Raw genomic sequence first — 25,311 nt, 5'->3', positions numbered from 1 at the left:
AAAAAGGGCGGTCATTATGCCAGTCATGGCTGGCAAAACCGTAAGACTTTAGTGGGTCAACTGCATCGCAGTGACGCTGTGGTTCAGCTTAGATGGCGCTAACCGACCAAGTAGGTGCCAGTGCCAGAGGCGATCTGTTGGCCATCTTCGTTATGTAACTCCGTTCGTACTACTGCCACCTTGTTGCCAGTACGCAGCACTTGGCCGCTGGCGATAAATTGATTGCCGCGACCGGGGCGCAGATAGTCGACGCGCATATCGATGGTGCCGAGGTTGGCTAAGCGTTTTTGGATGGTTGGCCAATCGGCCTCCGGATGGCGTTCAATCACTCCGGCAAAGGCCACCATGCCGCCGGCGATATCCAATAGGGTCGCGGTGACGCCACCATGGAGGATCTGGTGCATCGGATTGCCGATAAGCTCTGGGCGCATCTCGACCACCACCTCGACCGCGTTGATGTCGAAGCGGCGGATCTGCAGTTGCAGCAACTGGTGGAACGGCAGTTGTTCGGTGAAGATGGTTTGGATCTGTTTGAGGATCTGTTGCTGCTGCACCGTTGTTTTGGCCATTTCTTTGCTCATTCCATTGATCCTTATGTTGTTTTCAAAGAGGTTAGCGAGCGGGTTACTTTCCCGACCCGAGTCCGTAAAATAGCGCCCCTATTGCCCATCGCCAAGCTAGGAAATCATGACCGACGCCGCCGTTGCCCATACCACCGCCATTGCCGAGCAAGCGCAAGCCTTGCTGGAGCAGATCTACGGCTATCGCGAATTTCGCAGCGGCCAACTGCAGGTGATTGAGCAGGTTGTCTCTGGCCGTGACAGCTTGGTGATCATGCCTACCGGTGGCGGCAAAAGTCTGTGCTATCAGTTGCCGGCGCTACTGCTGCCGGGGTTGACGGTGGTGATCTCGCCGCTGATCTCGCTGATGAAAGATCAGGTCGATGCCCTCAAAGAGAGTGGCGTGGCGGCTGCGGCGTTGAACTCCAGTCTCGACCGCCAGCAGGTTAGCGAACTGTTCAGCCAGATCAGCCGTGGCGAGATCAAACTGCTGTACGTGTCACCAGAGCGGCTGATGTCGCTGCAGCAAATGCTGCACCAGTGGCCGTTGTCATTAGTGGCGGTCGATGAAGCCCACTGCATCAGTCAGTGGGGTCATGATTTTAGGCCGGAATACGCCCAGATGGGCTGGATTAAGCAGCAACTGCCGCACATTCCGGTAATGGCCTTAACCGCTACCGCCGATGAGGCCACTCGCCAAGATATCGTCAATCGCTTGGCGTTGGTGAACCCTCATAAACACCTGTCCAGCTTTGATCGCCCTAACATCCGCTACACCGTAGTCGACAAACTGCGGCCACTGGCGCAGCTGCAGCAATACTTAAAAAGTCAGCAGGGCAACGCTGGGATCATCTATTGCGGCAGTCGTCGGCGGGTTGATGAGCTGACCGAAAAACTCAGTGCCGCCGGTTACAAGGTTGGTGGTTACCACGCTGGCATGAGTGCCGATGAGCGCGCCCATACCCAAGAAGCGTTTTTACGCGAACGCTTGGATATTGTGGTGGCGACGGTGGCCTTCGGTATGGGTATCAACAAATCCAACGTTCGCTATGTGGTTCATTGGGATCTACCGAAATCGATTGAGAGCTACTACCAAGAAACCGGTCGGGCGGGCCGCGATGGCTTGGAATCGGAAGCGCTGCTGCTGTTCGACCCGGCCGATATTGCCCGCGTGCGCCATCTACTGGATCAAGCTGAGAACGGTGCTAACCCGGTGGATCTGCATAAGCTCAATGCGATGGCGGCCTTTGCTGAAGCGCAAACCTGTCGCCGGCAAGTGCTGCTGAACTACTTCAATGAACCAAGCCACGCTGCCTGTGGTAACTGTGACATCTGTACCGATCCACCGAAGCGTTATGATGGCACCATCGAAGCGCAAAAGGCGCTGTCGTGCGTTTATCGCGTTGGTCAGCGCTTTGGCGTAGGCCATGTGATTGAGGTGTTGCGCGGCAGCAGCAACAGCACTGTGCTGGATCGTGGCCACGACAAGCTATCCACTTGGGGTCTTGGCAAAGAGAAAAGCCACGATCATTGGTTGTCGGTGTTTCGCCAGCTGATCCACCATGGTCTGCTGCAACAGGACATCACCCGCCATTCGATTTTGCTGTTGACCCCCGCGGCGCGGGCAATCCTAAAGGGCGAGCGGGCGCTGGAGTTAGCCGAGCCGCGACTGGCGCTGGCCAAAGCCCCAAGCCGGCGCAGTAAAGCGCTGCCGCAGGATTACGACCGCAAGCTGTTTGCCAAGCTGAAAAGCCTACGCCGTACCCTAGCCGATGAGGCCGGTAAACCGCCGTACGTGGTGTTCAGTGATGCCACCTTGGCAGAGATGGCGGCGGAGATGCCAACCCGTGACTTTGAACTGCTGGGGATCAGTGGCGTTGGTGAAACCAAACTGGAACGCTACGGCGAGCCGTTTTTGAACCTGATCCGCGATTACGTCGACAGTTGATTTAAGAGCAGTGGTTAGTTGTCAGTGATTAGTGACGAAGTTAGGTGCTGTTACCATGGTTGGTTAGTTCATAGCGACTCTGCTGGTGCTCTTACTGATCACGATAAACTGATAACTGATAACTGATAACTGATAACTGATAACTGATCACTCGTTTTGGCGAAATAATCCGCCAAAGTCGTTTGACAAATCGCCACTGACCGGTCAACTATAACTGTATCTTTTACGAGCACATTTCATTTGCAATGACCGTTATCGCCACCCTACGACTACTAGCACTACTACCAGCAGGACGCTGCGTGGGGTAGGGCTGTGGGCGGTCGATAAGGATGCTCGAGCACGAAAAAACCCGCGCACTGCGCGGGTTTTTTTATGGCCAACGCAGGGCGCAAGATTGATCAGTAAGGGAGACAGTATGACGGAACAGGTGATCTTGTTTGATACCACTTTGCGTGACGGTGAGCAGGCGTTAGCGGCCAGTCTGTCGGTCAACGCCAAACTGCAGATCGCCACGGCGCTGGAAAGTTTGGGGATCGACATCATCGAGGCCGGTTTTCCGGTGTCATCGCCGGGGGACTTCGATTCGGTGCAGCAGATTGCTCGAACCGTTAAACACAGCCGGGTGTGCGCGCTGGCGCGGGCGGTCGAGGCGGATATTGATGCTGCTGGGCAAGCACTGCGGGTGGCGGATCAGTTTCGCATTCACACCTTTATCTCCACCTCGGACATCCATGTGCAAAGCAAGCTGAAGCGCAGTTTTACCGATGTGCTCACCATGGCGACAGGCGCCATTAAACACGCTCGCCGTTATACCGATGATGTTGAGTTTTCCTGCGAGGACGCCGGCCGGACGCCGCCGGATAACCTTTGTCGCATGGTCGAAGCGGCGATCAACGCCGGCGCCACCACCGTCAATATTCCCGATACTGTTGGTTACACTACCCCCAGCGAGTTCGGCGGCATCATCACCGATCTGTTTAACCGAGTGCCCAATATCCACAAGGCGATTATCTCGGTGCACTGTCACGATGACTTAGGGTTGTCGGTGGCTAACTCGATTGCGGCGCTGGAAGCGGGCGCACGGCAGGTAGAAGGCACCATCAATGGCTTGGGTGAACGAGCCGGTAACGCGGCGCTGGAGGAGATCATGATGATCCTCAAGACCCGCCAAGATCGCTTGGGACTGCATTGCCGTGCCGATGCCAGCAAGCTGTATCGCACCTCGCAGCAGGTGGCCAAGCTGTGCAACACCCCGGTGCAGGTCAACAAGGCGATTGTCGGCGCCAATGCCTTTAGCCACAGCTCCGGCATCCATCAAGATGGGGTGCTTAAGTCGCAAAACACCTACGAGATCATGACCCCCGAATCGGTTGGGGTGCCGCGCAATACCCTCAATATGACCTCCCGCTCTGGCCGTCATGTGATCAAGCATCGCTTGGGTGAGCTGGGCTACCACGACCATCACTACGATCTCGACGGCCTCTATCAGCGTTTCTTGGCGCTGGCGGACAAAAAAGGCCAAGTGTTTGATTACGATCTGGAAGCGCTGCTGTTTATCCAAAATCAGCAGACCGAAGGCCACTACCAACTGCGGCAGTTGCATGTCCAGGCTGGCTCGAATCACTTCGCCACCGCTTCGGTCGAGCTGCAAATAGGCGAGCAGATCGTGACCGAAGCGGCCACCGGCAACGGCCCTGTCGATTCGGTTTACCGTGCCATCGAACGCGCTACCGGCCAGCCGCTTAATATCCAAAGCTTTGATATCGCCGCCAAGGGCGGTGGCCACGATGCCTTGGGGCAGGTGGACATTACCGCCGAATTTAACGGCCGGGTGTTCCACGGCATGGGGTTGTCGACCGACATCATTGAAGCCGCCGCCGAGGCGCGCTTGTACGTCCATAACCTGATCTGGCGACAGCAGCAGATCGACCAACAAAAACAGCAACAACAGGGCAAGGAAGCGGTATGAGACAACATCAAGTAGCGGTGCTGGCGGGGGATGGCATCGGTCCAGAAGTGATGGCGGAGGCGATCAAAGTGGTCAATGCGATTGCAGCGGTGCAGCAGTTTGCCATCGATTGGCAGCATTATCCGGTTGGCGGTGCGGCGATTGACCAAACCGGTGAGCCACTGCCTGCCAGCACGCTTAGCGGCTGCGAACAGGCGGACGCCATCCTGTTCGGTTCGGTTGGCGGCCCGAAGTGGCAGGATCTGCCGCCGCAGCAGCAACCGGAGCGAGGTTCACTGCTGCCGCTGCGCCAGCATTTCAAGCTGTTTTGTAACCTGCGTCCGGCGCAGGTGCATCCGGGCTTAGAAGCATTGTCGCCGCTGCAACCGGCGCTGGCTCAGGGGATGGATCTGTTGGTGGTGCGCGAACTTACCGGCGACATCTACTTTGGTGAGCCTCGTGGTCGTGCTGGTGAGGGGGAGGCGGAGTACGGCTTTGACACCATGCGTTACAGCCGTGGCGAAATTCGGCGTATTGCCCGATTAGCGTTCGAAGCGGCCCGTCAGCGGCGCGGCAAGCTCTGTTCGGTCGATAAAGCCAATGTCCTGCAAACCTCGATGTTGTGGCGGCAAGAGGTCAATGCGGTGGCAGCGGATTACCCCGATGTGGAGCTGGAGCATATCTACGTCGACAACGCGGCAATGCAGCTGCTGCGCCGCGCCAATCAATTCGATGTGCTGCTGTGCCCCAATCTGTTTGGCGACATCCTCTCCGATGAAGCGGCGATGATCACCGGTTCGATGGGGCTGTTGCCCTCTGCCAGCCTCAACAGTGAAGGCTTTGGCTTGTATGAACCGGCCGGTGGCAGCGCCCCAGATATCGCCGGTCAAGGCATTGCCAATCCGGTGGCGCAGATCCTCTCTGCCAGTTTGCTGCTGCGGCACAGTCTTGGCGAAACCGCCGCTGCCGACGCCATTGATGCGGCGGTTGGCCAAGCGTTAGCCGCTGGCTGTCTAACCAAAGAGTTGGCCGCCGATAAGCCTTACCTGTCTACCAGCGCAATGGGCGATGCCATTGCCGCCCGCCTGCAAGGAGCCCAATGATGGCGCAAACCCTCTATCACAAGATTTGGCAGCAGCACTTGGTCGCTGCTGAGGCCGGGCAGATGCCGCTGCTGTATATCGACCGCCATCTGGTCCATGAAGTCACCTCGCCACAGGCGTTTGCCGGCTTACGTCAGGCGGGGCGCACGGTGGCTCGGCCGGAGCGCACCATCGCCACCATGGATCACAACACTTCGACCACCAACGCCTCGATTGCGGCATTGCCGCCGCTGGCGCGCACTCAAGTGGAGGCGCTGCAGCGCAACTGCGCTGAGTTTGGCATCGAACTGTTTGATACCCAGCATCAAAACCAAGGGATTGTCCATGTGATTGGCCCCGAGCTGGGCTTAACTCTGCCCGGCAGTACCATCGTCTGCGGCGATTCTCACACCGCCACCCACGGTGCCTTCGGGGCGCTGGCATTTGGCATCGGCACCAGTGAAGTGGAGCATGTGCTGGCGACCCAAACCTTACGACAAAACCCAGCCAAGACCATGAAGATTGAGGTCTGCGGTCAGCTTGGCAGTGGTATTAGCGCCAAAGATCTGGTGCTGGCGATCATCGCCAAAGTCGGCCATGGCGGTGGTACCGGTCATGTGGTCGAGTTTTGTGGTGAGGCGATCCGCCAGTTGTCGATGGAAGGGCGGATGACCGTCTGCAATATGGCGATCGAGTTGGGGGCGAAAGCCGGTTTGATCGCGCCGGATCAGACCACCATTGATTACCTTAAAGGTCGTCCTTATGCGCCGACAGGTGCCGCGTGGCAGCAAGCGGTTGCTGATTGGCAACTGCTGTACAGCGATGCCGATGCCCAGTTTGATGCGCAGGTGAGCATCGATGCTGCCAGCATCGCCCCGCAAGTCAGTTGGGGCACCAATCCGGGGCAAGTGGTGGCGGTCGACCAGCCGCTGCCAAATCCCGAGCAGTTTAACGATCTGGTTGAGCGCAGCGCGGCGGAAAAGGCGCTCAGTTATATGGGGCTGAGCCCGCAGCAGCGGCTGGATCAGCTTGGTGTCGACGCGGTGTTTATCGGCTCTTGCACCAATTCACGGATTGAAGATCTGCGCGCAGCCGCGGCGATTGCCAAAGGTCGCAAGGTGGCGGACTCGGTGGCGGCGATCGTGGTGCCCGGCTCGCAACGGGTGAAACAGCAAGCGGAACAAGAGGGGTTGGATCGGATCTTTATCGAGGCCGGATTTGAGTGGCGCTTGCCTGGTTGTTCGATGTGTTTGGGGATGAACGAAGATCGCTTAAGCGCCGGTCAACGTTGCGCGTCGACTTCCAATCGTAACTTTGAGGGGCGCCAAGGCCGCGGTGCTCGCACCCACTTGGTTAGCCCGGCAATGGCCGCCGCCGCGGCGGTGACCGGCCACTTTACCGATGTTCGTAAACTGGAGGCGCTGGCATGAATCCCTTTACCACCCACACAGGCATTGCGGCGCCGCTGCTGAATGCCAATATCGATACCGATCAACTGATCCCCAAGCAGTTTTTGGCCAAGATCAGCCGTGATGGTTTTGGTGTGCACCTGTTTCACGATTGGCGTTATTTGGATGAGGCCGGCACGTTGCCCAATCCCGACTTTATCCTTAACCAAGCGCCGTTTGATAGCGCGTCGATTTTGCTGGCGGGGGAGAACTTCGGCTGCGGATCCAGCCGTGAACACGCGCCGTGGGCGCTGGCGGATTTCGGCATTCGTGTGGTGATTGCCCCCAGTTTTGCCGACATCTTTCGGCAAAATGCGCTCAACAACGGTTTGTTGCCGGTGTCGTTGCCACTGGCGCAAATTGCGCAACTGGCGGATTGCGGCGAGGTCGTGACCGTTGATCTGCAGCAGTGCCAAGTGCGGGCAGGGACTCACTGTTTCCGCTTTAGTATCGAGGCGGCGGCGCGAGATAACCTGCTTAGCGGTCTCGATCCGATTGGCTTAACCATGACTCAAGCGGCCGCCATTAGCGCCTTTGAACAACAACAGCCAAGTTGGCGTTAGCTGTAAAAGAGCTAAGGACGTCAGCGATGGTGGTTATCGCTGTCGTCCTGTTTTTCGTTTTGCCAAAGGCTGTGCAGCATCGCTAACTCCTCTTCATCCAGCACCTCGGTGACGGTTAGTTGACGCTTCTTGGGGGGGACGCGATTAGGTTTAATCGACAGCCCCAATACGCCAATCGCCAGTGCGGGGATGGTGATCAACAGTGGTAGCAGCCAGCTAGCCTGAGTCTCCAGCTGGCTAAAGGGCAGCAATGGTGACGCCAGATGCAGCATCCACAGCAGCCAGATCTGGGCAAATAATACGGCCATTATGGTGGCTTTACGGCGGCGCTGTGCTTGCAGCAGCGACAACGTCAGGCGCAGATAGATCAGCCACTGTATCGCTAACGTAGTTAATAGCAGTGGCAGGGCGTTTGCGTCGGTTAGATAGAGCAGCGCCATCAAACTGGGTAGGCTGACCAGCAACCCGTGCCGCCAAGGGGACAACCAAGGCTGCGGTTGCAACCAATAGCGCAGAAATAGGTAAAAACTAGGCAGCATTAGGGTTTGTGGCAGCAGTAGCCAGGGCACTGGGGTGGCTTCCGGCCACAAATGCAGTAGTCCTTCACCGTACAGTGCCACCAAGGCCAACAGCATCGCGCACAGTGCACGTTTGCTGCGATCGCCGTCGGCTAGCAGCATGATCAGCAGCAGCGCGTTCAGCAACCCCATCAAGTGGGCAGTTAACGACAGTAGGGACAACATGGATAGCAACAGCGTGGGTAATTTGACGAATGACAGCGGGATTATGCATCAGCGATGCCAATACTCAATGGAGTCTGACTTAAAGGTAAGTCAATGACTGAGTGGCAGCAAGGTATCGACCGTCGTTTGCCGTGGTTGGGCAGCGCAGTCACCATCACGCCGTTGCAAAATCCCCGTTGGCTCGCTTGGAGCGACGCCACGGCCGCGCTGTTGGAGCTGCAGCAAACGCCGCAACTGCTGGCGCTGTGTAATGGCGAACAAAGCTTACCGTGGCCGCCGTTTGCGCAGGTTTACAGTGGCCATCAATTCGGTGGCTATACCCCGCAACTCGGCGATGGTCGTGGCGCCAGTTTGGGGATGCGCAACGGCTGGGAGTTGTTCGTCAAAGGCAGTGGGCCAACCCCATACAGCCGTCAAGGCGATGGCCGTGCGGTGCTGCGTAGTGCGCTGCGGGAGTTTCTTGCCTCCGAGGCGCTGCATCATCTAGGTATCGCCACCACGCGGGCATTGGGGCTGATTGGTTCCGATACGCCGGTGTACCGCGAACAGCCGGAAACCGGCGCGCTGACACTGCGGGTCACGCGGTCGCATCTGCGTTTTGGTCACTTCGAGTATTTTCACTATACCGGCCAGCACGACCGACTGGCGGCGTTGGTGGATGAGGCCATTAGCCAACTGTTTCCGCATCTGCGCGAGCATCCGCAACGGCAGCTGCTGTGGTTCACCGAGGTGGTTGAGCGCAGCGCCCAGTTGGCAGCGGATTGGCAAGCTTTTGGTTTTTGTCACGGGGTACTCAACAGCGACAACATGTCGATCCTTGGGGAAACCTTCGATTACGGGCCGTTTGCTTTTCTAAACCAATTTAGCGCGGGCTACATCTGTAACCATTCCGATCACCATGGCCGCTACGCCTTTGATCAGCAGCCCGGGGTGGTGCTGTGGAATCTGCAGCGACTCGGCCAAGCGCTCAGCTCGCAGTTAACCGCAGCACAGATCCGCTCTGCATTGGCGCAGTATGAACCGGCATTGGTGGCGCGTTATCTGCAGCGATTTGCTGATCGTTTAGGGTTGACCAACACCAACCACGATGATCTGCCGTTGATAGCTGGCCTGCTGCAACTGCTGGAAAGCCAGCGATTGGATTATCACATCAGTCTGCGCCGGTTGGCCGAGTGCGATCCCAATGCCGCCAACAGCCCGTTGGGGGCAGCAAGCCAATCTTGGTGGCAGCAATATCAACAGCGCCTTGGCGCGATAACGGATGTGCCGCGCTGGCAGCAGCAGCGCCGTGCCGCCAATCCGGCGATTATCCTGCGAACCCACTTAGCGCAACAGGCGATCAGCGCCGCCGAGGCCGATGACTTAGCGCCACTGCAACGCTTGCATCAGGCCTTGACCCGCCCCTATGATCCACAACCAGAGGATCACCACTATTGCCAGGAGGCACCACCGTGGAGCCAAACACTGACGCTCTCTTGCAGCAGTTAACCGCTCAAGTTGGTAGCGCCTCGCAACTGCTGTGGCACTGCCCGTTATCGCAAGAGCAGGTGCTGCAGATCGTGCCGCAGCTGATGGCACGGCTCGATTGTCGCTTAGGAGCGGTGCAACAGGGGGCCGACCGGTTGTTTTGGCCAGTGCGGTTTGAAGACGCCAAGTTAACCCTGCAATTTGAGGCGGTGTGCGACAGCCTGTGGCTGGAAGGCCCGGTGGCGGAGATCCAATTTCTTGCTAAGTTGAACCCCTATCAATGACCACTGCTCAATTCGACTTCCAATCGCTGACTCCCGATCTCACCTTAGATGCCATCGAAGCCTTAGGGATCTACCCCGATAGCGGCTTATTGCCGCTCAACAGTTACGAAAATCGGGTCTATCAGTTTCGTGCCGACGACGGTGGCCGTTATGTCGCCAAGTTCTACCGGCCGCAGCGCTGGCGTGCCGAGCAGATCCGTGAAGAACATCAGTTTGCGCTGGAGTTGGCCGAGGCCGAGGTACCGGTGGCAGCACCGCTGAGCTTCGACGGCGATACCCTGTTTGAGCATCAAGGCTATCAATATGCCTTGTGGCGCAGCGTCGGCGGCCGCCAGTTTGAGGTCGATAACCTAGACCAGTTGGAACAGGTCGGCCGTTTTTTGGGGCGCTTGCATCAGCAGGGAAGTAAGCGTGCCTTTTGCCATCGTCCCACCCTTGGAATCGATGAGTTTGGTCACCAAGCGCGGCAGATCCTAGCGGAGCAAGCGCAGCTCGGCAGTTATCTGGAGACGCCGTTTTTTACCGTGCTGGATCAATTGTTACAGGCGATTTCAACTCCCTTGGCACAATCGCAGCCGCTGCTTAGACTGCACGGCGACATGCATCCGGGCAACATTCTGTATGTTGATGAGGGTCCCAGCTTCGTTGACTTGGATGACGCCCGCATGGGGCCGGCGATTCAAGATCTGTGGATGATGCTTAATGGCGATCGTTCGCAGCAGTTATTGCAGCTCGATATCTTGTTGGAAGGCTATCAAACCTTTAGCCATTTACCGACATCACAGTTAGCCCTGATAGAGCCACTTAGGGCACTGCGAATGATTAATTATTTGGCATGGCTTACTAAACGCTGGCAAGATCCAGCCTTCCCAAGGAACTTTCCTTGGTTCGGTACAGACAAATTCTGGGAACAACAGGTGCTGGCGCTAAAGGAACAGCTGGCGGCACTGCACCAAACCCCTTTGACGCTGATGTCTGGGCTGTAGCCCAGCAGCAGCGCCACTAACCCACTCTAGGACGAGAGCGAACTATGAAAAAATTAATGGGCATCATGCTCGCGCTATTGCTAACGCCACTGGCTTGGGCTGCGGATTACCAAGAAGGCGTACACTACACCACCGTCAGCAAAGCGCCGGTGAACGGCACCCCGACCGTGACCGAATACTTCTCTTTCTACTGCCCGCATTGCTATGACTTTGCCAAGACCTACGTCGGTCCGATCAAAGACGGTCTGGCGGATGGGGTACGGTTTAATCAAGCCCACGTTGATTTTATCAATGGTGCCGGTGCTGGCAGCGGTGAAGCGCTAAGCCGCGCTCTGGCGATCGCCAAAACCCTGAAAGTGACTCAAAAAATCGAAATGGCACTGTTTGCAGCGATTCAAGACAAAGGTCGTCGTATCGGTACTGACGCTCAGGTAAAGCAGATCTTCTTGGACAACGGGGTTGCTGAAGCCGACTTCGATAAAGCCGCTAAGAGCTTCCCAGTAAACGCGCTGGTGAAGAAGTGGAAAAAAGACCAAACCGCCACTGGTATCCGTGGCGTTCCAGCGCTGGTAGTGAACAACAAATACCAAGTTGAGATGGGCAGCATCCGTTCTTTGGAACAACTGCACAGTCTACTTAACTATTTGGCAACAAAACCGTAAACTGTGCGACCCGAGCGGCAGGGTAGGCTCGTTGTTGCTCGGGTTAGATAGTGAACTCAGGGAATCGCTGGATGTCTGACTTCATGGATGAAATGGAAATCGATAAGGAATCGCAAGTGAGAATTTTTCCTTTATATGCTCCGCGTTTGATCGCCAAACACGCCAAGATCTTTCGTGATGGAGTGGTGGTTGTAAGGGAAGACCAACTGGGGCAGTTGGAGTTTAAAGATGGGCGTTTTGTGATGCCGCATCACTGCAGCAACCGTACCCGTCAAGTCGTGCAAGAACTGAACGGTTTATTGACACCAGCAAGCTAAACAGCCAAGCCAAGACACAAAAATGCCGCTCAATGAGCGGCATTTTTATTGCGTCTACACGCGAGATTACGCCTGTTGTGGCAGCTTACCTAGCAGACCTTGGACCTTCTGGTGCCAAGAATCCAGTTCGGCTTGCAGACGCTGGTTCTGTTCTTGCAAAGCGGTTTGCGCTTGTTCCAGTTCCGCGCTGCGAGCTTTCTCTTCTTCCAGCTCCATTTGCGCCAATTCTAGGGTTTCCAGGGCGTTGTTCACCCGGGATTCCAGTTGTTCCAGTAACTCTAAGCTCATGGTGACATCCCATTGATTTAACCGTGTTATCGAGTGTATCAAGCGCAAATAGCGGCGGATACGGCAGCAACCGCTGTTACAAGCGAAGTGGGCACTTATTGAACAAAAAATAGAGAAATGTTTGCTGCTGATGACCAACTGGCTGACGAAATTGAATCAACAACCGGAGGTTTCCAGCTGATAGTGGGCCTTAGCGCCGACCGGGCAACTGTTATTGCTGCCATTCGCTTGGGTGTAGCGGAAGTAGCATTGGCTGCTGAGCAAACGGTTGCTGGGGGCAAAGCCAACGTACAGATATTCCGGATCATCTAACTGCCAAGTGAACTTGTCATCTGAGTAATCCAAGCGCTTGAGCACGTCGGTGTTGTCCAAGTTGGCGCATTTCAACCGCGTTTCGAAGTGGCCATCGCCATCGATGTCAACGTCGGTCAGATCCGGACGGCCTTGGACTGGCTGCGCCCGATAACTGGGCATCTTCGCTAGCATCTCCAGTTGCCGATTGGCGGCCGCCACACTAGCGGCAAATTGGGTTAAAGCGGCGGCTCTGGCTTCCCGCTGCAGATCGATAAACTTAGGCGCGGCGATTGCCGCCAGCAGTGCCAATAGCACCAGCACGATAGTCAGTTCTACTAGGCTAAAGCCAGTTGGTAAAGGGGGGCGCTTCGGCATTAGAAATCGTCGTGCCAATATAGATTAGGTTATTGTTTACTAATGCAATTGTACTGAACAAGCAGACAGCCTAAGGCAATGGCGATGAGCTGATTTATATCAATTTTTACGTCACCGATCCGCGCCAATCTATTGCTCGATAGCCGTGATGGCGTTTTACGCTTGCGTGGCTTGCTTATTCGACTTTGGCCTGAGTAACATATCAACAATGTGCTTCATGGATGACCACTGTAATGCTTGCGATACTCCGCGGCTGTCTGGCCTTTACTGGCTATCTGCTCAACACCCTGTTTTGGGGCCCTTGGGTGATCTCGTTGGGGGTCATCAAACTGTTGCCAATCAAACCGCTGCGACAGTGTTGTACCTATCTGATCGATGGCATTGCCACCACTTGGATTGCCATCAATAACCTTAATCAGCGTCTACTCAGCGGCACCAAGTTGGTGGTTAATCAACTGCCGGAACTGAGCCCGCAGCAGTGGTATCTGGTGATCGCCAATCACCAGTCTTGGGTTGATATTTTGCTGCTGCAAAATCTGTTCAACCGCCGCATTCCAATCCTCAAGTTCTTTTTAAAGCAGCAATTGTTGTACGTGCCAGTGATTGGACTGGCATGGTGGGCGCTAGATTTTCCGTTTATGAAGCGCTATTCGAAATCGACCTTGGCCAGAAAACCGCACCTTAAAGGTCAAGATCAACAAGCCACTCGTGACGCCTGCGCCAAGTTTCAATTAAAGCCAGTGGCGATCATGAATTTCGTCGAGGGCACTCGGTTTACGCCCGCCAAAGCCGCTGCCCAGCAGGGCAAGTTTGCCAATTTGTTGACCCCCAAAGCCGGCGGCATTGCCTTAGCGTTGACGGCGATGGATGGCAAGTTGCAGCAATTGCTGGATGTGACTATCCACTATCCCGATGGCATTCCCAGTTTTTGGCAGTTTCTCTGCGGCGAAGTTGGTCAGGTCAACGTCGATGTGTGTCAGCGCTCGTTGGCCGAAGTAAATCAACTGGATTACCACGACAACAGCGACCGAGTTGAGTTTCAGCGATGGCTCAATCAGTTGTGGCAGCGCAAAGCTGAAACGCTGCAGCGGCTGCAGCATTCCCCCCTACCTAGCGAGGCCACCGACGGATGTTGTCCTTCCTCCCTGGGCCGTTGATCGCCTTTTTTATCTTGAGCCTGTGCATCGCTAACTTGATGCTGTGGGGCTGCTTGGTGCTAGTAACGGTGCCGTTAAAGCTGCTGCCGCCGCTGCGCTTGGTCGCTAGCCGAGCCGCCAATGGTTGCATGCACGGTTGGGTGCTGGGCAACGAACTGGTGCTGAAAGCTTTTGCACCGACTCAGTGGCACATTCAGGGGTTATCGCAGCCGCTGAGCAAAGACAAATCGTACTTAATTATCTGTAATCACTTGAGCGCGATGGATATCGCCGCGGTGACTATCGCCTTGCGCCACCATGTGCCGATGTTGAAGTTTTTCTTAAAACAGCAGCTGCTCTATTTCCCATTTTTAGGACTGGCCTGTTGGGCGTTGGATATGCCATTTATGCGCCGCTACAGCAAAAGTGATATCGCCAAGGATCCCAAACGCGGCAGTGCTGACATCGAGACCACCCGCCAAAGCTGCGAGAAATTTCGCGGCTACCCCACCTGCGTGATCAACTTCGTCGAAGGTTCACGACTGACCTTGGATAAACATCGCCGTCAGCGCAGTCCTTATCATTACCTGTTAAAGCCCAAATCCGGCGGCATCGCCTTTGCGATGGCGACCTTAGGTGACCAGTTTGATCAGCTGCTGGATTTGACGGTGGTCTATCCTGGAACCCCGGATGGGATTATGGCGGCGTTTGTTAGTGGCAAGGTGCCGAAGGTGGTGATCGACATCGATGTGGTGCCGATGACCCAAGTGCCGCAGGGGGATTACCAAACCGATAAGGGCTACCGAGTTGAATTTCAGCAGTGGCTTAATCAGCGCTGGTTGCGTAAAGACAAGTTGATTGATGAGCAACTTCGGCAGCATCAGCCCGAGCTGGTTGCCGACAGTTTCTATCAAGCGCTGACTTCCGACTAACTCAAAGTTAGCTAAATTCAGTGGTATTCCCCGTGAATGTTGGATACCGCTGATGCTAATGATGTTGTTGGCGGCGAGCCTCTCCGGTTCGCCGTTCCTGCCTTCCAATGAGTATCACTGTGCTGCCGGGCCGCACCGATTTCAGCTACAGGTGGATCACCGTGGTGAGATTTACGTTCATCGCTACCTGTTAAGCAACGACAACTACCTATCGATGCCACCAATGCAGGCCACTGGCGTACTGCAATGGCATACCCTTGATAACAACCACATCCCAACGGCGCTGATGCGGTTACACCCACAAACCCTCGAACTGTACATCGCTTGGTTGGACGACGACGGCGGACTGTTGCGCAGCGATCGCCACTTCACCGAGTGCATTTCTGGTTAGGACGCTGTAATACCATTCTGCATAATCATCTGGTCTATCCGGCTTTCCCTGTAAACCCTCTTGTTTTAGCCTCCGGCGGTCAAGGGCGGTGCCCTTTGAAATCCCCTCGGCCTTCAAGGTTGACGAAAGCCCCTCGTTCTCACCGCACTTCGCGGGCCTCTCGGGCATCCTGCCCTCGGCTTACCGCTACGTTTGCGGTTTCACTCGGCGTCAACAAGTCGGCAAAAGCATTCTGAATAGCTGTTACCGTGAAATCACCTGTTTGCGGTCTGAACCCGCTAGATTTTCGCGAACCGGTTCGCAGTTACGATTGAACCACTGACGGTTGCGCCAACGGGCTTTGGCCGACTCGCGGCGCTGAGTGGTGTGCTGCGCATTGAGGCCGGAGGCCATGGATGGCCGAAGTGCGTGGCTAAATCAGGGAAGATGCATCCGCGCAGTGCCGAAAGGAGCAGCACAAGGAGCGAAGGGTTGTCGCCGTGTTGGAGGCAGTTGGGATTGAAAAGGGTGGAACCCTTTCCCGCCGGAGGCGAATACCAATCAGTAAAATTAGATGGTGGTTCCGAATTCGCAGCAGAAGATCACAACATTAATCTAATAGCTGTAATTGTCGACAATCGATATTGGAAACAATCTAAAACAGCAAGTAACTAAAGTCTTATCCGGATATTGTTGACAATATCATCACTATTGCGCACCTTTTGTTCATCTTTTCGACCGGAGGTGAGCGATGGAAGCGCGTCACACCCTGGCGGATCAGACCTTTGAACAGCTGCAAACGGCGATCATTCAGGGGCGACTGATCCCCGGCAGTAAGATCAATGAGCAGGAGCTGGCCAGCCAATACGGCATCAGCCGTGGGCCGCTGCGGGAGGCGTTGCAGCGACTGGAGCAGCGGCGCTTGATTGAACGCATTCCCCATGTTGGCGCCCGCGTCATTAAGCTGACCGCCAATCACCTTCACGATCTCTACCAAGTCCGCGCTGAATTGGAAGCGATGGCTTGTCGCATCGCCGCCAGTAGCATCAGCGATCAGCAACTTATCGAACTGGAACAATTGCTGGATCGCCAGCAACAGGCGTTTCAATCGGAACAGTTAACCAGTCTGCAAGACGACATCGATTTTCATGTTGGGGTATTGAATGCCTGTGGCAATCAAACCCTGATCAACACCCTCTGCGGCGATCTTTATCATCAGCTGCAGATCTACCGTCACCAATGCATCAGCAGCCGCCGACCGCTGCAAGCGCTTGCCCAACATCGCCAGATCCTCGCTGCCCTTAAACAGCGTGATGGCGAACTGGCGGCGCTGTTGATGCGACGCCATATCGAAGCCGGCGCCGCCAATACCGCCAAGGTACTGGCCGCCAAATTGGAGGATTTTCAGGATGAGTAATACCCCAGGGCAACGTTTCCGCGATGCGGTTGCCAATGCCAAGCCGCTGCAGATTGTCGGCACCATCAACGCCTACTCGGCATTGATGGCTGAACGGGTTGGCCACCAAGCGCTGTATCTCTCTGGCGCTGGCGTTGCCAACGCCTCTTACGGATTACCGGATCTCGGCATGACCAGCATGAACGATGTGCTGATCGATGCCGGCCGCATTACCTCGGCCACCGAGTTGCCGCTGCTGGTGGATATCGACACCGGTTGGGGCGGCGCCTTTAACATCGCTCGCACCATCAAAGAGTTTGAAAAAGCCCGCGTCGCTGCAGTGCATATGGAAGACCAAGTGGCGCAGAAGCGCTGCGGTCATCGCCCCAATAAGGCGGTGGTGAGCATTGAAGAGATGTGCGATCGCATTAAAGCGGCGGTGGATGCCCGTACCGATGAGTCGTTTGTGATTATGGCGCGCACCGATGCGGTGGCTGTAGAAGGGCTGGAGTCTGGTATTGAGCGGGCGCAAGCCTACCTAGAAGCCGGTGCCGACATGATCTTCGCCGAGGCGCTGACCGAGCTGGATCACTACCGCCAGTTCCGCACCAAAGTTAAGGCGCCGATCCTGGCCAATATGACTGAATTTGGCAAAACCGAACTGTTCCACAAGGACGAACTGTTTGCCGCCGGCGCTGACATGGTGCTGTATCCGCTCGGGGCGTTTCGCGCCGCCAATGCCGCCGCCCTCAAGGTCTACCAAGCGATGCTCAGCGAAGGTCATCAGCGCAGCCAAGTGGCCAATATGCAAACCCGTGCCGAGTTATACGACTTCCTTGGCTACCACGCCTACGAAGACAAGCTCGATACCTTGTTTCGCCCTAAATAGTGATTAGTTATTAGTTCTCAGTAGGTAGTCGGGGCATAGAGGGCGCGCTGTTACTGGTAACTAGCGACTAAAGACTGATGACTGGAAATCGAGAAGAGCAGTGGACAGTGATTGGTTCGCGGTGGTTAGTAACAGCAGTGAGGTAACGCTCTGACTAATCACTAAAAACTGCTAGCTGAAAACTACTCGCCAATGACTTTTAACTGAATACTTCTAGGAAAAAGGAATTTTAAGATGGCTAAGAAAGAGTTAAGTGGTGCAGGCCTGCGTGGCCAAAGTGCCGGTGAAACCGCCCTGTGTACTGTCGGTAAGTCCGGTTCCGGGCTGACCTACCGAGGTTACGATATTGCCGAATTGGCGGATAAGGTCAGCTTTGAAGAGGTGGCCTATCTGCTGCTCAAAGGCGAACTGCCGAATGCCGAGCAGCTGACCGAATATCGCCACAAACTGAAAGGGCTGCGGGCGCTACCGGAAGCGCTAAAGACCGTGCTGGAGCAGATCCCCGCCGATGCCCATCCGATGGATGTAATGCGTACCGGTTGCTCGATGCTCGGCAATTTGGAGCCGGAAGAAACCTTTGCCGATCAATACAGCAAAACCGATCGGATGCTAGCGCTGTTCCCGTCGATCATCTGTTACTGGTATCGCTTTAGCCACGATGGCGTGCGGATTGAAACCGCCACCGACGATGAGCAGATCGGTGCCCATTTCCTACATCTGTTGCATGGCAAGAAACCGTCGGAACTGCACGCACGGGTGATGGACGTGTCGTTGATCCTCTACGCCGAGCATGAATTTAACGCCTCGACCTTTACCGCTCGAGTTTGTGCTTCAACCCTGTCGGATCTGGTGTCTTGCGTTACTGGGGCAATTGGTTCACTGCGCGGCCCGCTGCATGGCGGCGCCAACGAAGCGGCGATGGAGCTGATTGAAGATCTCCGCGATGAGCAACACGCGGTCGATGTGCTGTCGTCCAAGCTGGTTAACAAAGAGAAGATCATGGGCTTTGGCCACGCCATCTATCGTGAATCGGATCCGCGCAACGTGATCATCAAAAAGTGGTCGGAAAAGCTGGCGGCCGAATATGGCGACGATCGCCTCTACCGCGTATCGGTGGCTTGTGAGTCGTTTATGTGGGAGCAGAAGAAGCTGTTTTGTAACGCCGACTTCTTCCACGCCAGCGCTTACTACTACATGGGCATTCCCACTAAGTTGTTCACCCCAATCTTCGTTTGCAGCCGCTTGACCGGCTGGGCGGCGCACGTGTTTGAACAGCGGGCGAACAACCGCATTATCCGCCCAAGTGCCGATTACATCGGCCCAGACGCTCGCCCGGTGCCAGCGCTTCAAGACCGCTAATTTGGCTCGATTCGCCCCGGCTTGCGCTGGGGCGAATACGTTGTAGAGGGAACTGCCATGAATACCGAATTTCGCGTTAAGTTGTCTGGCTTCGAGTTGGACTACTTTGACAGTCGTAGCGCCATTGAGGCGATCGCCCCCGGCGCTTACGACACCCTGCCATACACCAGCAAGATTTTGGCGGAGCAGTTGCTGCGCTGCTGCGATCCCGCCGAGTTGCCTGCTTGTTTGCAGCAAATCGCCGAAAATCGCCGCGATCACGATTTTCCGTGGTACCCGGCGCGGGTGGTGTGTCACGACATCTTGGGCCAGACCGCGTTGGTGGATTTGGCCGGATTGCGCGACGCCATTGCCGAGCAGGGCGGCGATCCCGCCAAGGTCAATCCAGTGGTGCCAACCCAGTTAATTGTCGATCACTCGTTGGCGGTCGAACACGCCGGCTTTGATCCCGATGCTTTCGCCAAAAACCGCGAGGTGGAAGAGCGCCGCAACGCCGATCGCTTTCATTTTATCAATTGGTGCAAAACCGCCTTTGATAACGTCGATGTGATCCCCGCGGGCAACGGTATCATGCATCAGATCAACCTCGAGAAGATGTCGCCGGTGGTGCAAAGCCGCGATGGCGTTGCTTTTCCAGATACCTGCGTCGGCACCGACTCGCATACCCCGCACGTTGATGCCCTTGGGGTGATCGCCCTTGGAGTTGGCGGTTTGGAAGCGGAAACGGTGATGCTGGGGCGGCCATCGATGATGCGCTTGCCGGAGATCGTCGGCGTCGAACTGACCGGCAAACGACAGCCGGGGATCACTGCCACCGACATCGTGTTGGCGCTGACCGAGTTTCTACGTCAGCAACAAGTGGTGTCGGCCTATCTGGAGTTCTTCGGTGATGGCGCCCGCAGTCTAACCATCGGCGATCGCGCCACCATCGCCAATATGACCCCAGAATATGGCGCCTCGGCTGGGCTGTTCTACATTGATGAGCAAACCATCGATTACCTGACTTTGACCGGCCGCGAGCCAGAGCAGATTGCCTTGGTGGAAGCCTATGCCAAGCAGCAAGGGTTGTGGGCCGATGGCATGGCTAACGCTAAGTACCAGCGCACCCTGCAGTTTGATCTGTCGGCGGTGGGCCGCAATATGGCGGGGCCATCCAATCCACATCGTCGCTTGCCGACCTCGGCGCTGGCTGAACGCGGCATCGCCAGCAATCTTGAAGGCGCCAATGCGCAGGTGGCCGATGGCTTGCTGCCCGATGGCGCGGTGATTATTGCGGCGATCACCAGCTGTACCAACACTTCCAATCCACGCAACGTGGTGGCGGCGGGATTAGTGGCGAAAAAAGCCAACCAACTGGGGTTGGTGCGTCAGCCTTGGGTTAAAACCTCATTTGCCCCAGGCTCAAAAGTGGCGGAGCTGTACCTTAAAGAAGCCGGTTTGCTGCCGGAGTTGGAAAAGCTCGGTTTTGGCATCGTTGCTTTTGCCTGTACCACCTGCAACGGCATGTCCGGGGCGCTGGATCCCAACATCCAGCAGGAGATCATCGATCGCGATCTGTACGCCACCGCGGTGCTGTCCGGTAACCGCAACTTCGATGGCCGCATTCATCCTCACGCTAAACAGGCATTTTTAGCGTCGCCGCCGCTGGTAGTGGCTTACGCCTTGGCCGGCACGGTGCGCTTTGATATCGAGCAAGATGCGCTCGGTTACGACGCCAACGGCAGCGCGATCACCTTGAAAGATCTGTGGCCAACTGACGAGGAAATTGACGCCATCTGTCGCGATTTCGTCAAGCCAGAGCAGTTCCGCCAAGTCTATGATCCGATGTTCGACCTCAAAGTGGATTACGGCGACCGCCAGCCACTGTATCGGTGGCGCGAGATGTCGACCTACATCCGGCGTCCGCCCTACTGGGAGGGAGCGTTGGCCGGTAAACGGACGCTGGCGGGAATGCGGCCACTGGCGATTTTGGGCGACAACATCACCACCGATCACCTGTCACCCTCCAATGCCATTATGGCTAGCAGTGCCGCCGGCGAATACCTCGCCAAGATGGGGCTGCCGGAGGAGGACTTTAACTCCTACGCCACCCACCGTGGTGATCACCTGACCGCCCAGCGGGCGACCTTTGCCAACCCGAAACTGTTGAATGAGATGGTGACCGACAACGGCCAAGTGGTCCAAGGCTCGCTGGCGCGACTGGAGCCGGAAGGCAAGGTGCTGCGGATGTGGGAAACCATCGAAACCTACATGGAACGCAGGCAGCCGCTGTGCATCATTGCCGGTAAAGATTACGGCCAAGGTTCCAGCCGTGATTGGGCCGCCAAGGGGGTACGGCTGGCGGGGGTTGAGGTGATTGTGGCCGAGGGCTTTGAACGGATACACCGCACCAACTTGGTGGGGATGGGGGTGTTGCCGCTGCAATTCCATGAAGGGGTTGATCGTCACAGCTTGGCGCTGGATGGCAGCGAAACCTTTGCGGTAAGCGGAGAACGAGCGCCAGCAGCAGAGCTGACGTTGACCATCACCCGCGCCAATGGTGAGGTGGTTCAGACCCCAGTGATCTGTCGCTTAGATACCGCCGAAGAGATCAGCGTTTACGACGCCGGTGGCGTGTTGCAACGCTTTGCCAAGGACTTCTTAGCCAACGGTTAAAACAAGCTTTCAGAGAACAGCAGTTATTAGGGCGTGTTGACCTTTGCCGTATATTTTTGCGCCCATTATTGGCTACTTTTGAAAGCAAATTGAACTTGCTGGTTCGTTTTGCTGTTCCGTGGCCACTGAGGGGCGCCTTGTAGGGTCGGACTAGCAGCAGTCACTCTTCGTCATACGATTTCGACGTAGAGCCACTATGCCTTCAATCGTAATCCTCGATTGACTGCTGCTATCCTCGACCAAATTCTGAACACCAAACGTCAACACGCCCTAGTCGTTAGTAGGTTGGTGAAGCGCCGACCTACTGATAACTAGCCACGGAATACTTTTGTCGGAGACAACTTGTGCAACAACAAAAGATCGCCGCCACTTACATGCGTGGCGGCACCTCGAAAGGGGTGTTTTTCAATTTGGCGGATCTGCCAGCAGCGGCGCAGCAACCCGGGCCTGCGCGGGATGCGCTGCTGCTGCGGGTGATTGGTAGCCCAGATCCCTATGGCAAGCACACCGATGGCATGGGCGGTGCCACTTCGTCCACCAGTAAGGTGGTGATCGTCAGTCCCAGCGATAAGCCGGGCCACGATGTCGATTATCTGTTTGGTCAAGTGGCGATCGATCAACCAAGGATCGATTGGAGTGGCAACTGCGGCAATTTAACCGCCGCAGTCGGTGCCTTCGCCATTAGCCAAGGGATGCTTACCGACCTCGTAGAGGATGGGTATCAAACGGTTAAGATCTGGCAAGCCAACATCGGCAAAACCATCACCGCCAAAATTCCTGTTCGCTACGGATTAGTCCAAGAACTCGGTGATTTCGAGCTTGATGGCGTCACCTTCCCCGCCGCTGAGGTGGAAGTAGCGTTTGCCGATCCCAGCGATGGCGGGCTGCTGCCGACCGGCAATTTGATCGACCGGTTAGAGGTGCCGGAGATCGGCAGTTTCGAGGCCAGCTTTATCAACGCTGGGATTCCGACGATCTTTCTGAATGCGGCGGCATTGGGCTTTACCGGTGTCGAGCTGCAAGAGGACATCAACGGCGATCCGGCGCTGCTGGCGAAGCTGGAAACCATCCGCGCTTATGGCGCGTTGCAGATGGGACTGATCAGCGATATTAGCGAAGCGAAAGTGCGTCAGCATACGCCGAAATTGGCGTTTGTGGCGGCGGCAAAAAGCTACACCGCGTCATCCGGCAAAACGGTGCACGCCGAAGAGATCGATCTCAACGTGCGGGCGCTGTCGATGGGCAAACTGCACCACGCGATGATGGGCACCTGTGCGGTGGCGATAGGCGTGGCGGCGGCGATCCCCGGCACCTTGGTCAACTGGGCCGCCGCTGGCGCTAAGCCGGCATCAGTGCGCTTTGGTCACCCCTCCGGCACGTTAAAAGTTGGCGCTGAAGTGGTTGAAGATAACGGCCACTGGCAAGCCAAGGCGGTGATCATGAGCCGCAGTGCCAGGGTATTGATGAGCGGCTACGTTCATATCCCACCAACACCGAGGTAAATCACCTGCCGGGGTTACTAGGGCGTGTTGACGTTTGGTGTTCAGAATTTGGTCGAGGATAGCGGCTGTCAATCGAGGATTGCGATTGAAGGCATAGTGGCTCTACGTCGAAATCGTATGACGAAGAGTGACAGCTGCTAGTCCGACCCTGCAAGGCGCCCCTTCGTGACCATCGAACAGTAAAATTAACCGACCAAGTTCAATTTGCTGTCAAAAGTGGCCAATAATGGGCGCAAAAATATTCGGCAAAGGTCAACACGCCCTAAAAAGCAAAGGGCTGCCATCGCAGCCCTTTGTAGTTGTGATGGTGGTTAAGCGGTTAGCTGTGCCAGCTGTTGCAGCAGCCGATCCATGGCGCGGTAGCTCAGTGCTTCGCTGATGTCGCTTTTATTGAGCTGTGGCCGCTGATCTAAATCGGCGATGGTGCGGGCGACCCGCAAAATCCGGTGGTAGGCGCGGATTGACAGATTTAAACGATTGATCGCCTGTTCGGTCAGTGCCAGTAGCGGTTGGCTGATCCCCAATTCTGGCCCTAAACGATTTCCGGCGATGGCGTGATTCAGTGATTGCTGGCGGTTCAACGCGAACTGTCGAGCGGCCAATACCTCCTGCTTCAGCGCCTCACTGTTGCCGCTGCTGTCGGTTTGCTGACTAAGGCTGCCCGGCGGCAGTCGATTTACTTCAACGCTTAAGTCAAAGCGGTCTAATAGCGGCCCAGACAGCCGCGCCAGATAACGCCGGATCTGCTCAGGGCTATCGCGGCTGGCACTACCGAGCTCGCCACTGGGGCTGGGGTTCATCGCCGCAATCAGCTGAAACCGCGCCGGGAACTGCAATTTAGCGTTGGCGCGGGAGATCACCACTTGGCCGGACTCTAGCGGTTCGCGCAAATTATCTAATACGCTGCGGGGAAACTCCGGCAGTTCATCGAGAAACAGCACCCCGTGATGGGCAAGGGAGATCTCCCCCGGTTGTGGGATCGATCCGCCACCCACCAACGAGGCGGCAGAGCTGGAGTGATGCGGCGCCCGAAATGGCCGCTGCCGCAGCTGCTGGGGAGCGCGACTTAAACCGGCCACCGAGTGAATGGCGGCCACCTCCAGCCCATGCTCTACCGACAGCGGTGGTAGCAACGATGCCATCCGCGAGGCCAACATGGTTTTGCCCGTCCCCGGTGGCCCCACCATCAACAGGTTGTGACCACCGGCGGCGGCGATGATCAGCGCCCGTTTCGCCTGCTGCTGACCGATCACCTGGCTGAGATCGTCAGCAGATTGTGGCAGTGGCATAGCATCGGCAGCTTGCAGCAACGGCAACTCGCCTTGGCCATTAAGATGGGCGACCAGTTCGCTAAGTGAACCGCTGGCGCGAATATCGGCATTATCCAGCAGCGCCGCTTCTTGGCCGTTGTCATTGGCGATATACAGTTGCTGCTTGGCATGGTTACCGGCGACCAAAGCGGGCAGTAAGCCGCTGACTTTACGCAGTTCTCCCGCCAAACCAAGCTCAGCATAAAATTCACTATTATGAAGCGATTTGGCATCGATCTGTGCCGATGCGGCAAGGATTCCTAATGCAATGGGTAGGTCAAAACGACCGCCATGTTTGGGCAGATCCGCCGGCGCTAAATTGACCGTGATCCGCGCCGCTGGAAAGGTAAAACCGGCGGTCTGCAGTGCCGCCCTTACCCGTTCGCGAGATTCCCGTACTGATGCCTCTGGTAGGCCAACGATGGTAAAGCTGGGCAAACCACCACCAAGGTGGGTTTCAACCACAACAGCGGGGGCGGTTACCCCTAACTGTCCGCGACTTTGCACTCGAGCGATGGCCATGCTTGCTCCAAAAAATTATGCAGGATCAGAAACAAACACGGGATATTGGCGGCAGTCATATCAGAAACAAATTGTAACATTCTGATTTTCGGCTGCGTGCAAATTAATCTTTGCGGTTAAATAGTGACCGTGCTAATACTTAATTGCGCTTACGAAATGAGCGGCCAAATTAATAACCGCTAACTTAATAATCAATAAAGCCAAAGAGCGAACCAATGACTTCATTAGCCCAACGCCTAGTTCTAGTCCTAATTACCGTGGTGATTATCGTCACC

Annotated in this window: 23 protein-coding genes; 18 read left to right on the top strand and 5 right to left on the bottom strand. The window is 56.0% G+C overall.

What is annotated here, in order from left to right; translation table 11 throughout:
• Positions 1-98: 98 nt before the first annotated feature.
• On the bottom strand, positions 99-581 hold the full coding sequence (locus G506_RS0108870) for a thioesterase family protein (RefSeq protein WP_084631273.1): 483 nt from the start codon (positions 579-581) through the stop codon (positions 99-101).
• A gap of 106 nt (positions 582-687) precedes the next feature.
• Between G506_RS0108870 and recQ the strand changes: the two genes are divergently transcribed.
• The 5 genes from recQ (at position 688) to leuD (ending at position 7,549) form a co-directional block, all read left to right on the top strand.
• Positions 688-2,508, top strand: a complete 1,821-nt coding sequence (gene recQ / locus G506_RS0108865) for a DNA helicase RecQ (protein ID WP_028116554.1) — start codon at positions 688-690, stop codon at positions 2,506-2,508.
• Positions 2,509-2,923: 415 nt separating this feature from the next.
• Positions 2,924-4,477, top strand: a complete 1,554-nt coding sequence (leuA, locus tag G506_RS0108860; protein WP_028116553.1) for a 2-isopropylmalate synthase — start codon at positions 2,924-2,926, stop codon at positions 4,475-4,477.
• Entirely contained in the window at positions 4,474-5,559 is a 1,086-nt protein-coding gene (leuB, locus tag G506_RS0108855) for a 3-isopropylmalate dehydrogenase (RefSeq protein WP_028116552.1), read from the top strand. Before leuA ends, leuB begins: the two co-directional genes overlap by 4 nt.
• Positions 5,559-6,968 (top strand): 3-isopropylmalate dehydratase large subunit, encoded by a 1,410-nt coding sequence (gene leuC, locus G506_RS0108850; RefSeq protein ID WP_028116551.1) that lies wholly within the window; start codon positions 5,559-5,561, stop codon positions 6,966-6,968. The genes leuB and leuC overlap by 1 nt, the downstream gene beginning before the upstream one ends.
• On the top strand, positions 6,965-7,549 hold the full coding sequence (leuD, locus tag G506_RS0108845; RefSeq protein ID WP_028116550.1) for a 3-isopropylmalate dehydratase small subunit: 585 nt from the start codon (positions 6,965-6,967) through the stop codon (positions 7,547-7,549). Before leuC ends, leuD begins: the two co-directional genes overlap by 4 nt.
• A gap of 20 nt (positions 7,550-7,569) precedes the next feature.
• Here the strand turns inward: leuD and G506_RS0108840 are convergent, their stop codons facing one another.
• Positions 7,570-8,292 carry a hypothetical protein gene (locus G506_RS0108840; RefSeq protein ID WP_156904852.1) on the bottom strand — a complete coding sequence of 241 codons (723 nt, stop codon included), beginning with the start codon at positions 8,290-8,292 and terminating at the stop codon, positions 7,570-7,572.
• A gap of 93 nt (positions 8,293-8,385) precedes the next feature.
• Here G506_RS0108840 and G506_RS0108835 point away from each other — a divergent pair, with 93 nt between their 5' ends.
• The 5 genes from G506_RS0108835 to G506_RS0108815 all read left to right on the top strand — a co-directional run bounded on the left by G506_RS0108835 (position 8,386) and on the right by G506_RS0108815 (position 12,008).
• The gene (locus tag G506_RS0108835; protein ID WP_028116548.1) at positions 8,386-9,780 is read left to right on the top strand and encodes a protein adenylyltransferase SelO; all 1,395 of its coding nucleotides are present in this window, start codon (positions 8,386-8,388) and stop codon (positions 9,778-9,780) included.
• Positions 9,744-10,043, top strand: a complete 300-nt coding sequence (locus G506_RS0108830; protein ID WP_169628088.1) for a DUF3630 family protein — start codon at positions 9,744-9,746, stop codon at positions 10,041-10,043. Before G506_RS0108835 ends, G506_RS0108830 begins: the two co-directional genes overlap by 37 nt.
• Positions 10,040-11,029, top strand: a complete 990-nt coding sequence (locus G506_RS0108825) for a serine/threonine protein kinase (RefSeq protein ID WP_028116546.1) — start codon at positions 10,040-10,042, stop codon at positions 11,027-11,029. The genes G506_RS0108830 and G506_RS0108825 overlap by 4 nt, the downstream gene beginning before the upstream one ends.
• 44 nt (positions 11,030-11,073) lie before the next feature.
• Complete coding sequence (locus G506_RS0108820) at positions 11,074-11,691, top strand: thiol:disulfide interchange protein DsbA/DsbL (RefSeq protein WP_028116545.1); 618 nt, start codon at positions 11,074-11,076, stop codon at positions 11,689-11,691.
• Positions 11,692-11,762: 71 nt separating this feature from the next.
• Positions 11,763-12,008 (top strand): DUF1107 family protein, encoded by a 246-nt coding sequence (locus G506_RS0108815; RefSeq protein ID WP_420806080.1) that lies wholly within the window; start codon positions 11,763-11,765, stop codon positions 12,006-12,008.
• 66 nt (positions 12,009-12,074) lie between these two features.
• Here the strand turns inward: G506_RS0108815 and G506_RS0108810 are convergent, their stop codons facing one another.
• Together G506_RS0108810 and G506_RS19325 are read right to left on the bottom strand one after the other, a co-directional pair.
• Positions 12,075-12,296 (bottom strand): cell division protein ZapB, encoded by a 222-nt coding sequence (locus G506_RS0108810; RefSeq protein ID WP_028116543.1) that lies wholly within the window; start codon positions 12,294-12,296, stop codon positions 12,075-12,077.
• Between the two features lie 156 nt (positions 12,297-12,452).
• Positions 12,453-12,965, bottom strand: a complete 513-nt coding sequence (locus G506_RS19325) for a prepilin-type N-terminal cleavage/methylation domain-containing protein (RefSeq protein WP_051202018.1) — start codon at positions 12,963-12,965, stop codon at positions 12,453-12,455.
• 233 nt (positions 12,966-13,198) lie between these two features.
• On the opposite strand from G506_RS19325, the gene G506_RS19320 reads away from it, so the two are divergent.
• From G506_RS19320 to prpF, 8 genes are all read left to right on the top strand, one after another.
• Entirely contained in the window at positions 13,199-14,122 is a 924-nt protein-coding gene (locus tag G506_RS19320) for an acyltransferase (RefSeq protein WP_156904851.1), read from the top strand.
• Positions 14,095-15,033: an acyltransferase gene (locus G506_RS0108795; protein WP_028116542.1), complete on the top strand. Its 939-nt coding sequence runs from the start codon at positions 14,095-14,097 to the stop codon at positions 15,031-15,033. The genes G506_RS19320 and G506_RS0108795 overlap by 28 nt, the downstream gene beginning before the upstream one ends.
• A 52-nt stretch (positions 15,034-15,085) precedes the next feature.
• Positions 15,086-15,424, top strand: a complete 339-nt coding sequence (locus G506_RS0108790; RefSeq protein WP_028116541.1) for a hypothetical protein — start codon at positions 15,086-15,088, stop codon at positions 15,422-15,424.
• Positions 15,425-16,154: 730 nt separating this feature from the next.
• Positions 16,155-16,820, top strand: coding sequence for a GntR family transcriptional regulator (locus G506_RS19315; protein ID WP_035387191.1), 666 nt, complete (start codon positions 16,155-16,157; stop codon positions 16,818-16,820).
• Positions 16,813-17,688, top strand: coding sequence for a methylisocitrate lyase (gene prpB / locus G506_RS0108775; RefSeq protein ID WP_028116540.1), 876 nt, complete (start codon positions 16,813-16,815; stop codon positions 17,686-17,688). The genes G506_RS19315 and prpB overlap by 8 nt, the downstream gene beginning before the upstream one ends.
• Positions 17,689-17,922: 234 nt before the next feature.
• Complete coding sequence (prpC, locus tag G506_RS0108770; protein ID WP_028116539.1) at positions 17,923-19,047, top strand: bifunctional 2-methylcitrate synthase/citrate synthase; 1,125 nt, start codon at positions 17,923-17,925, stop codon at positions 19,045-19,047.
• A gap of 57 nt (positions 19,048-19,104) precedes the next feature.
• A complete protein-coding gene (acnD, locus tag G506_RS0108765; RefSeq protein WP_028116538.1) occupies positions 19,105-21,702 on the top strand; it encodes a Fe/S-dependent 2-methylisocitrate dehydratase AcnD in 2,598 nt (865 codons plus the stop codon).
• A 344-nt stretch (positions 21,703-22,046) separates the two neighbouring features.
• Positions 22,047-23,204: a 2-methylaconitate cis-trans isomerase PrpF gene (prpF, locus tag G506_RS0108760; RefSeq protein WP_028116537.1), complete on the top strand. Its 1,158-nt coding sequence runs from the start codon at positions 22,047-22,049 to the stop codon at positions 23,202-23,204.
• Between the two features lie 311 nt (positions 23,205-23,515).
• Here the strand turns inward: prpF and G506_RS0108755 are convergent, their stop codons facing one another.
• Positions 23,516-25,036 carry a YifB family Mg chelatase-like AAA ATPase gene (locus G506_RS0108755; RefSeq protein WP_028116536.1) on the bottom strand — a complete coding sequence of 507 codons (1,521 nt, stop codon included), beginning with the start codon at positions 25,034-25,036 and terminating at the stop codon, positions 23,516-23,518.
• Between the last annotated feature and the right edge of the window lie 275 nt (positions 25,037-25,311).

The organism is Ferrimonas senticii DSM 18821, from assembly GCF_000422665.1.
In the GTDB taxonomy this organism is placed as follows: Bacteria; Pseudomonadota; Gammaproteobacteria; order Enterobacterales; family Shewanellaceae; genus Ferrimonas; species Ferrimonas senticii.
This window is presented reverse-complemented; position numbering and strand designations above follow the sequence as displayed.

Bases quoted from the DNA above. Each gene is read 5' to 3' on its own strand.
- G506_RS0108790 (WP_028116541.1), top strand. From the start codon at position 15,086: ATGCTAATGATGTTGTTGGCGGCGAGCCTCTCCGGTTCGCCGTTCCTG.
- leuC (WP_028116551.1), top strand. From the start codon at position 5,559: ATGGCGCAAACCCTCTATCACAAGATTTGGCAGCAGCACTTGGTCGCT.
- prpC (WP_028116539.1), top strand. From the start codon at position 17,923: ATGGCTAAGAAAGAGTTAAGTGGTGCAGGCCTGCGTGGCCAAAGTGCC.
- G506_RS0108815 (WP_420806080.1), top strand. From the start codon at position 11,763: ATGTCTGACTTCATGGATGAAATGGAAATCGATAAGGAATCGCAAGTG.
- G506_RS19315 (WP_035387191.1), top strand. From the start codon at position 16,155: ATGGAAGCGCGTCACACCCTGGCGGATCAGACCTTTGAACAGCTGCAA.
- G506_RS0108755 (WP_028116536.1), bottom strand. From the start codon at position 25,036: ATGGCCATCGCTCGAGTGCAAAGTCGCGGACAGTTAGGGGTAACCGCC.
- G506_RS19320 (WP_156904851.1), top strand. From the start codon at position 13,199: ATGCTTGCGATACTCCGCGGCTGTCTGGCCTTTACTGGCTATCTGCTC.
- G506_RS0108820 (WP_028116545.1), top strand. From the start codon at position 11,074: ATGAAAAAATTAATGGGCATCATGCTCGCGCTATTGCTAACGCCACTG.
- leuA (WP_028116553.1), top strand. From the start codon at position 2,924: ATGACGGAACAGGTGATCTTGTTTGATACCACTTTGCGTGACGGTGAG.
- G506_RS0108810 (WP_028116543.1), bottom strand. From the start codon at position 12,296: ATGAGCTTAGAGTTACTGGAACAACTGGAATCCCGGGTGAACAACGCC.
- leuD (WP_028116550.1), top strand. From the start codon at position 6,965: ATGAATCCCTTTACCACCCACACAGGCATTGCGGCGCCGCTGCTGAAT.
- G506_RS0108825 (WP_028116546.1), top strand. From the start codon at position 10,040: ATGACCACTGCTCAATTCGACTTCCAATCGCTGACTCCCGATCTCACC.
- G506_RS0108835 (WP_028116548.1), top strand. From the start codon at position 8,386: ATGACTGAGTGGCAGCAAGGTATCGACCGTCGTTTGCCGTGGTTGGGC.
- leuB (WP_028116552.1), top strand. From the start codon at position 4,474: ATGAGACAACATCAAGTAGCGGTGCTGGCGGGGGATGGCATCGGTCCA.
- acnD (WP_028116538.1), top strand. From the start codon at position 19,105: ATGAATACCGAATTTCGCGTTAAGTTGTCTGGCTTCGAGTTGGACTAC.
- G506_RS0108840 (WP_156904852.1), bottom strand. From the start codon at position 8,292: ATGTTGTCCCTACTGTCGTTAACTGCCCACTTGATGGGGTTGCTGAAC.
- G506_RS0108795 (WP_028116542.1), top strand. From the start codon at position 14,095: ATGTTGTCCTTCCTCCCTGGGCCGTTGATCGCCTTTTTTATCTTGAGC.
- prpB (WP_028116540.1), top strand. From the start codon at position 16,813: ATGAGTAATACCCCAGGGCAACGTTTCCGCGATGCGGTTGCCAATGCC.
- G506_RS0108870 (WP_084631273.1), bottom strand. From the start codon at position 581: ATGAGCAAAGAAATGGCCAAAACAACGGTGCAGCAGCAACAGATCCTC.
- G506_RS19325 (WP_051202018.1), bottom strand. From the start codon at position 12,965: ATGCCGAAGCGCCCCCCTTTACCAACTGGCTTTAGCCTAGTAGAACTG.
- recQ (WP_028116554.1), top strand. From the start codon at position 688: ATGACCGACGCCGCCGTTGCCCATACCACCGCCATTGCCGAGCAAGCG.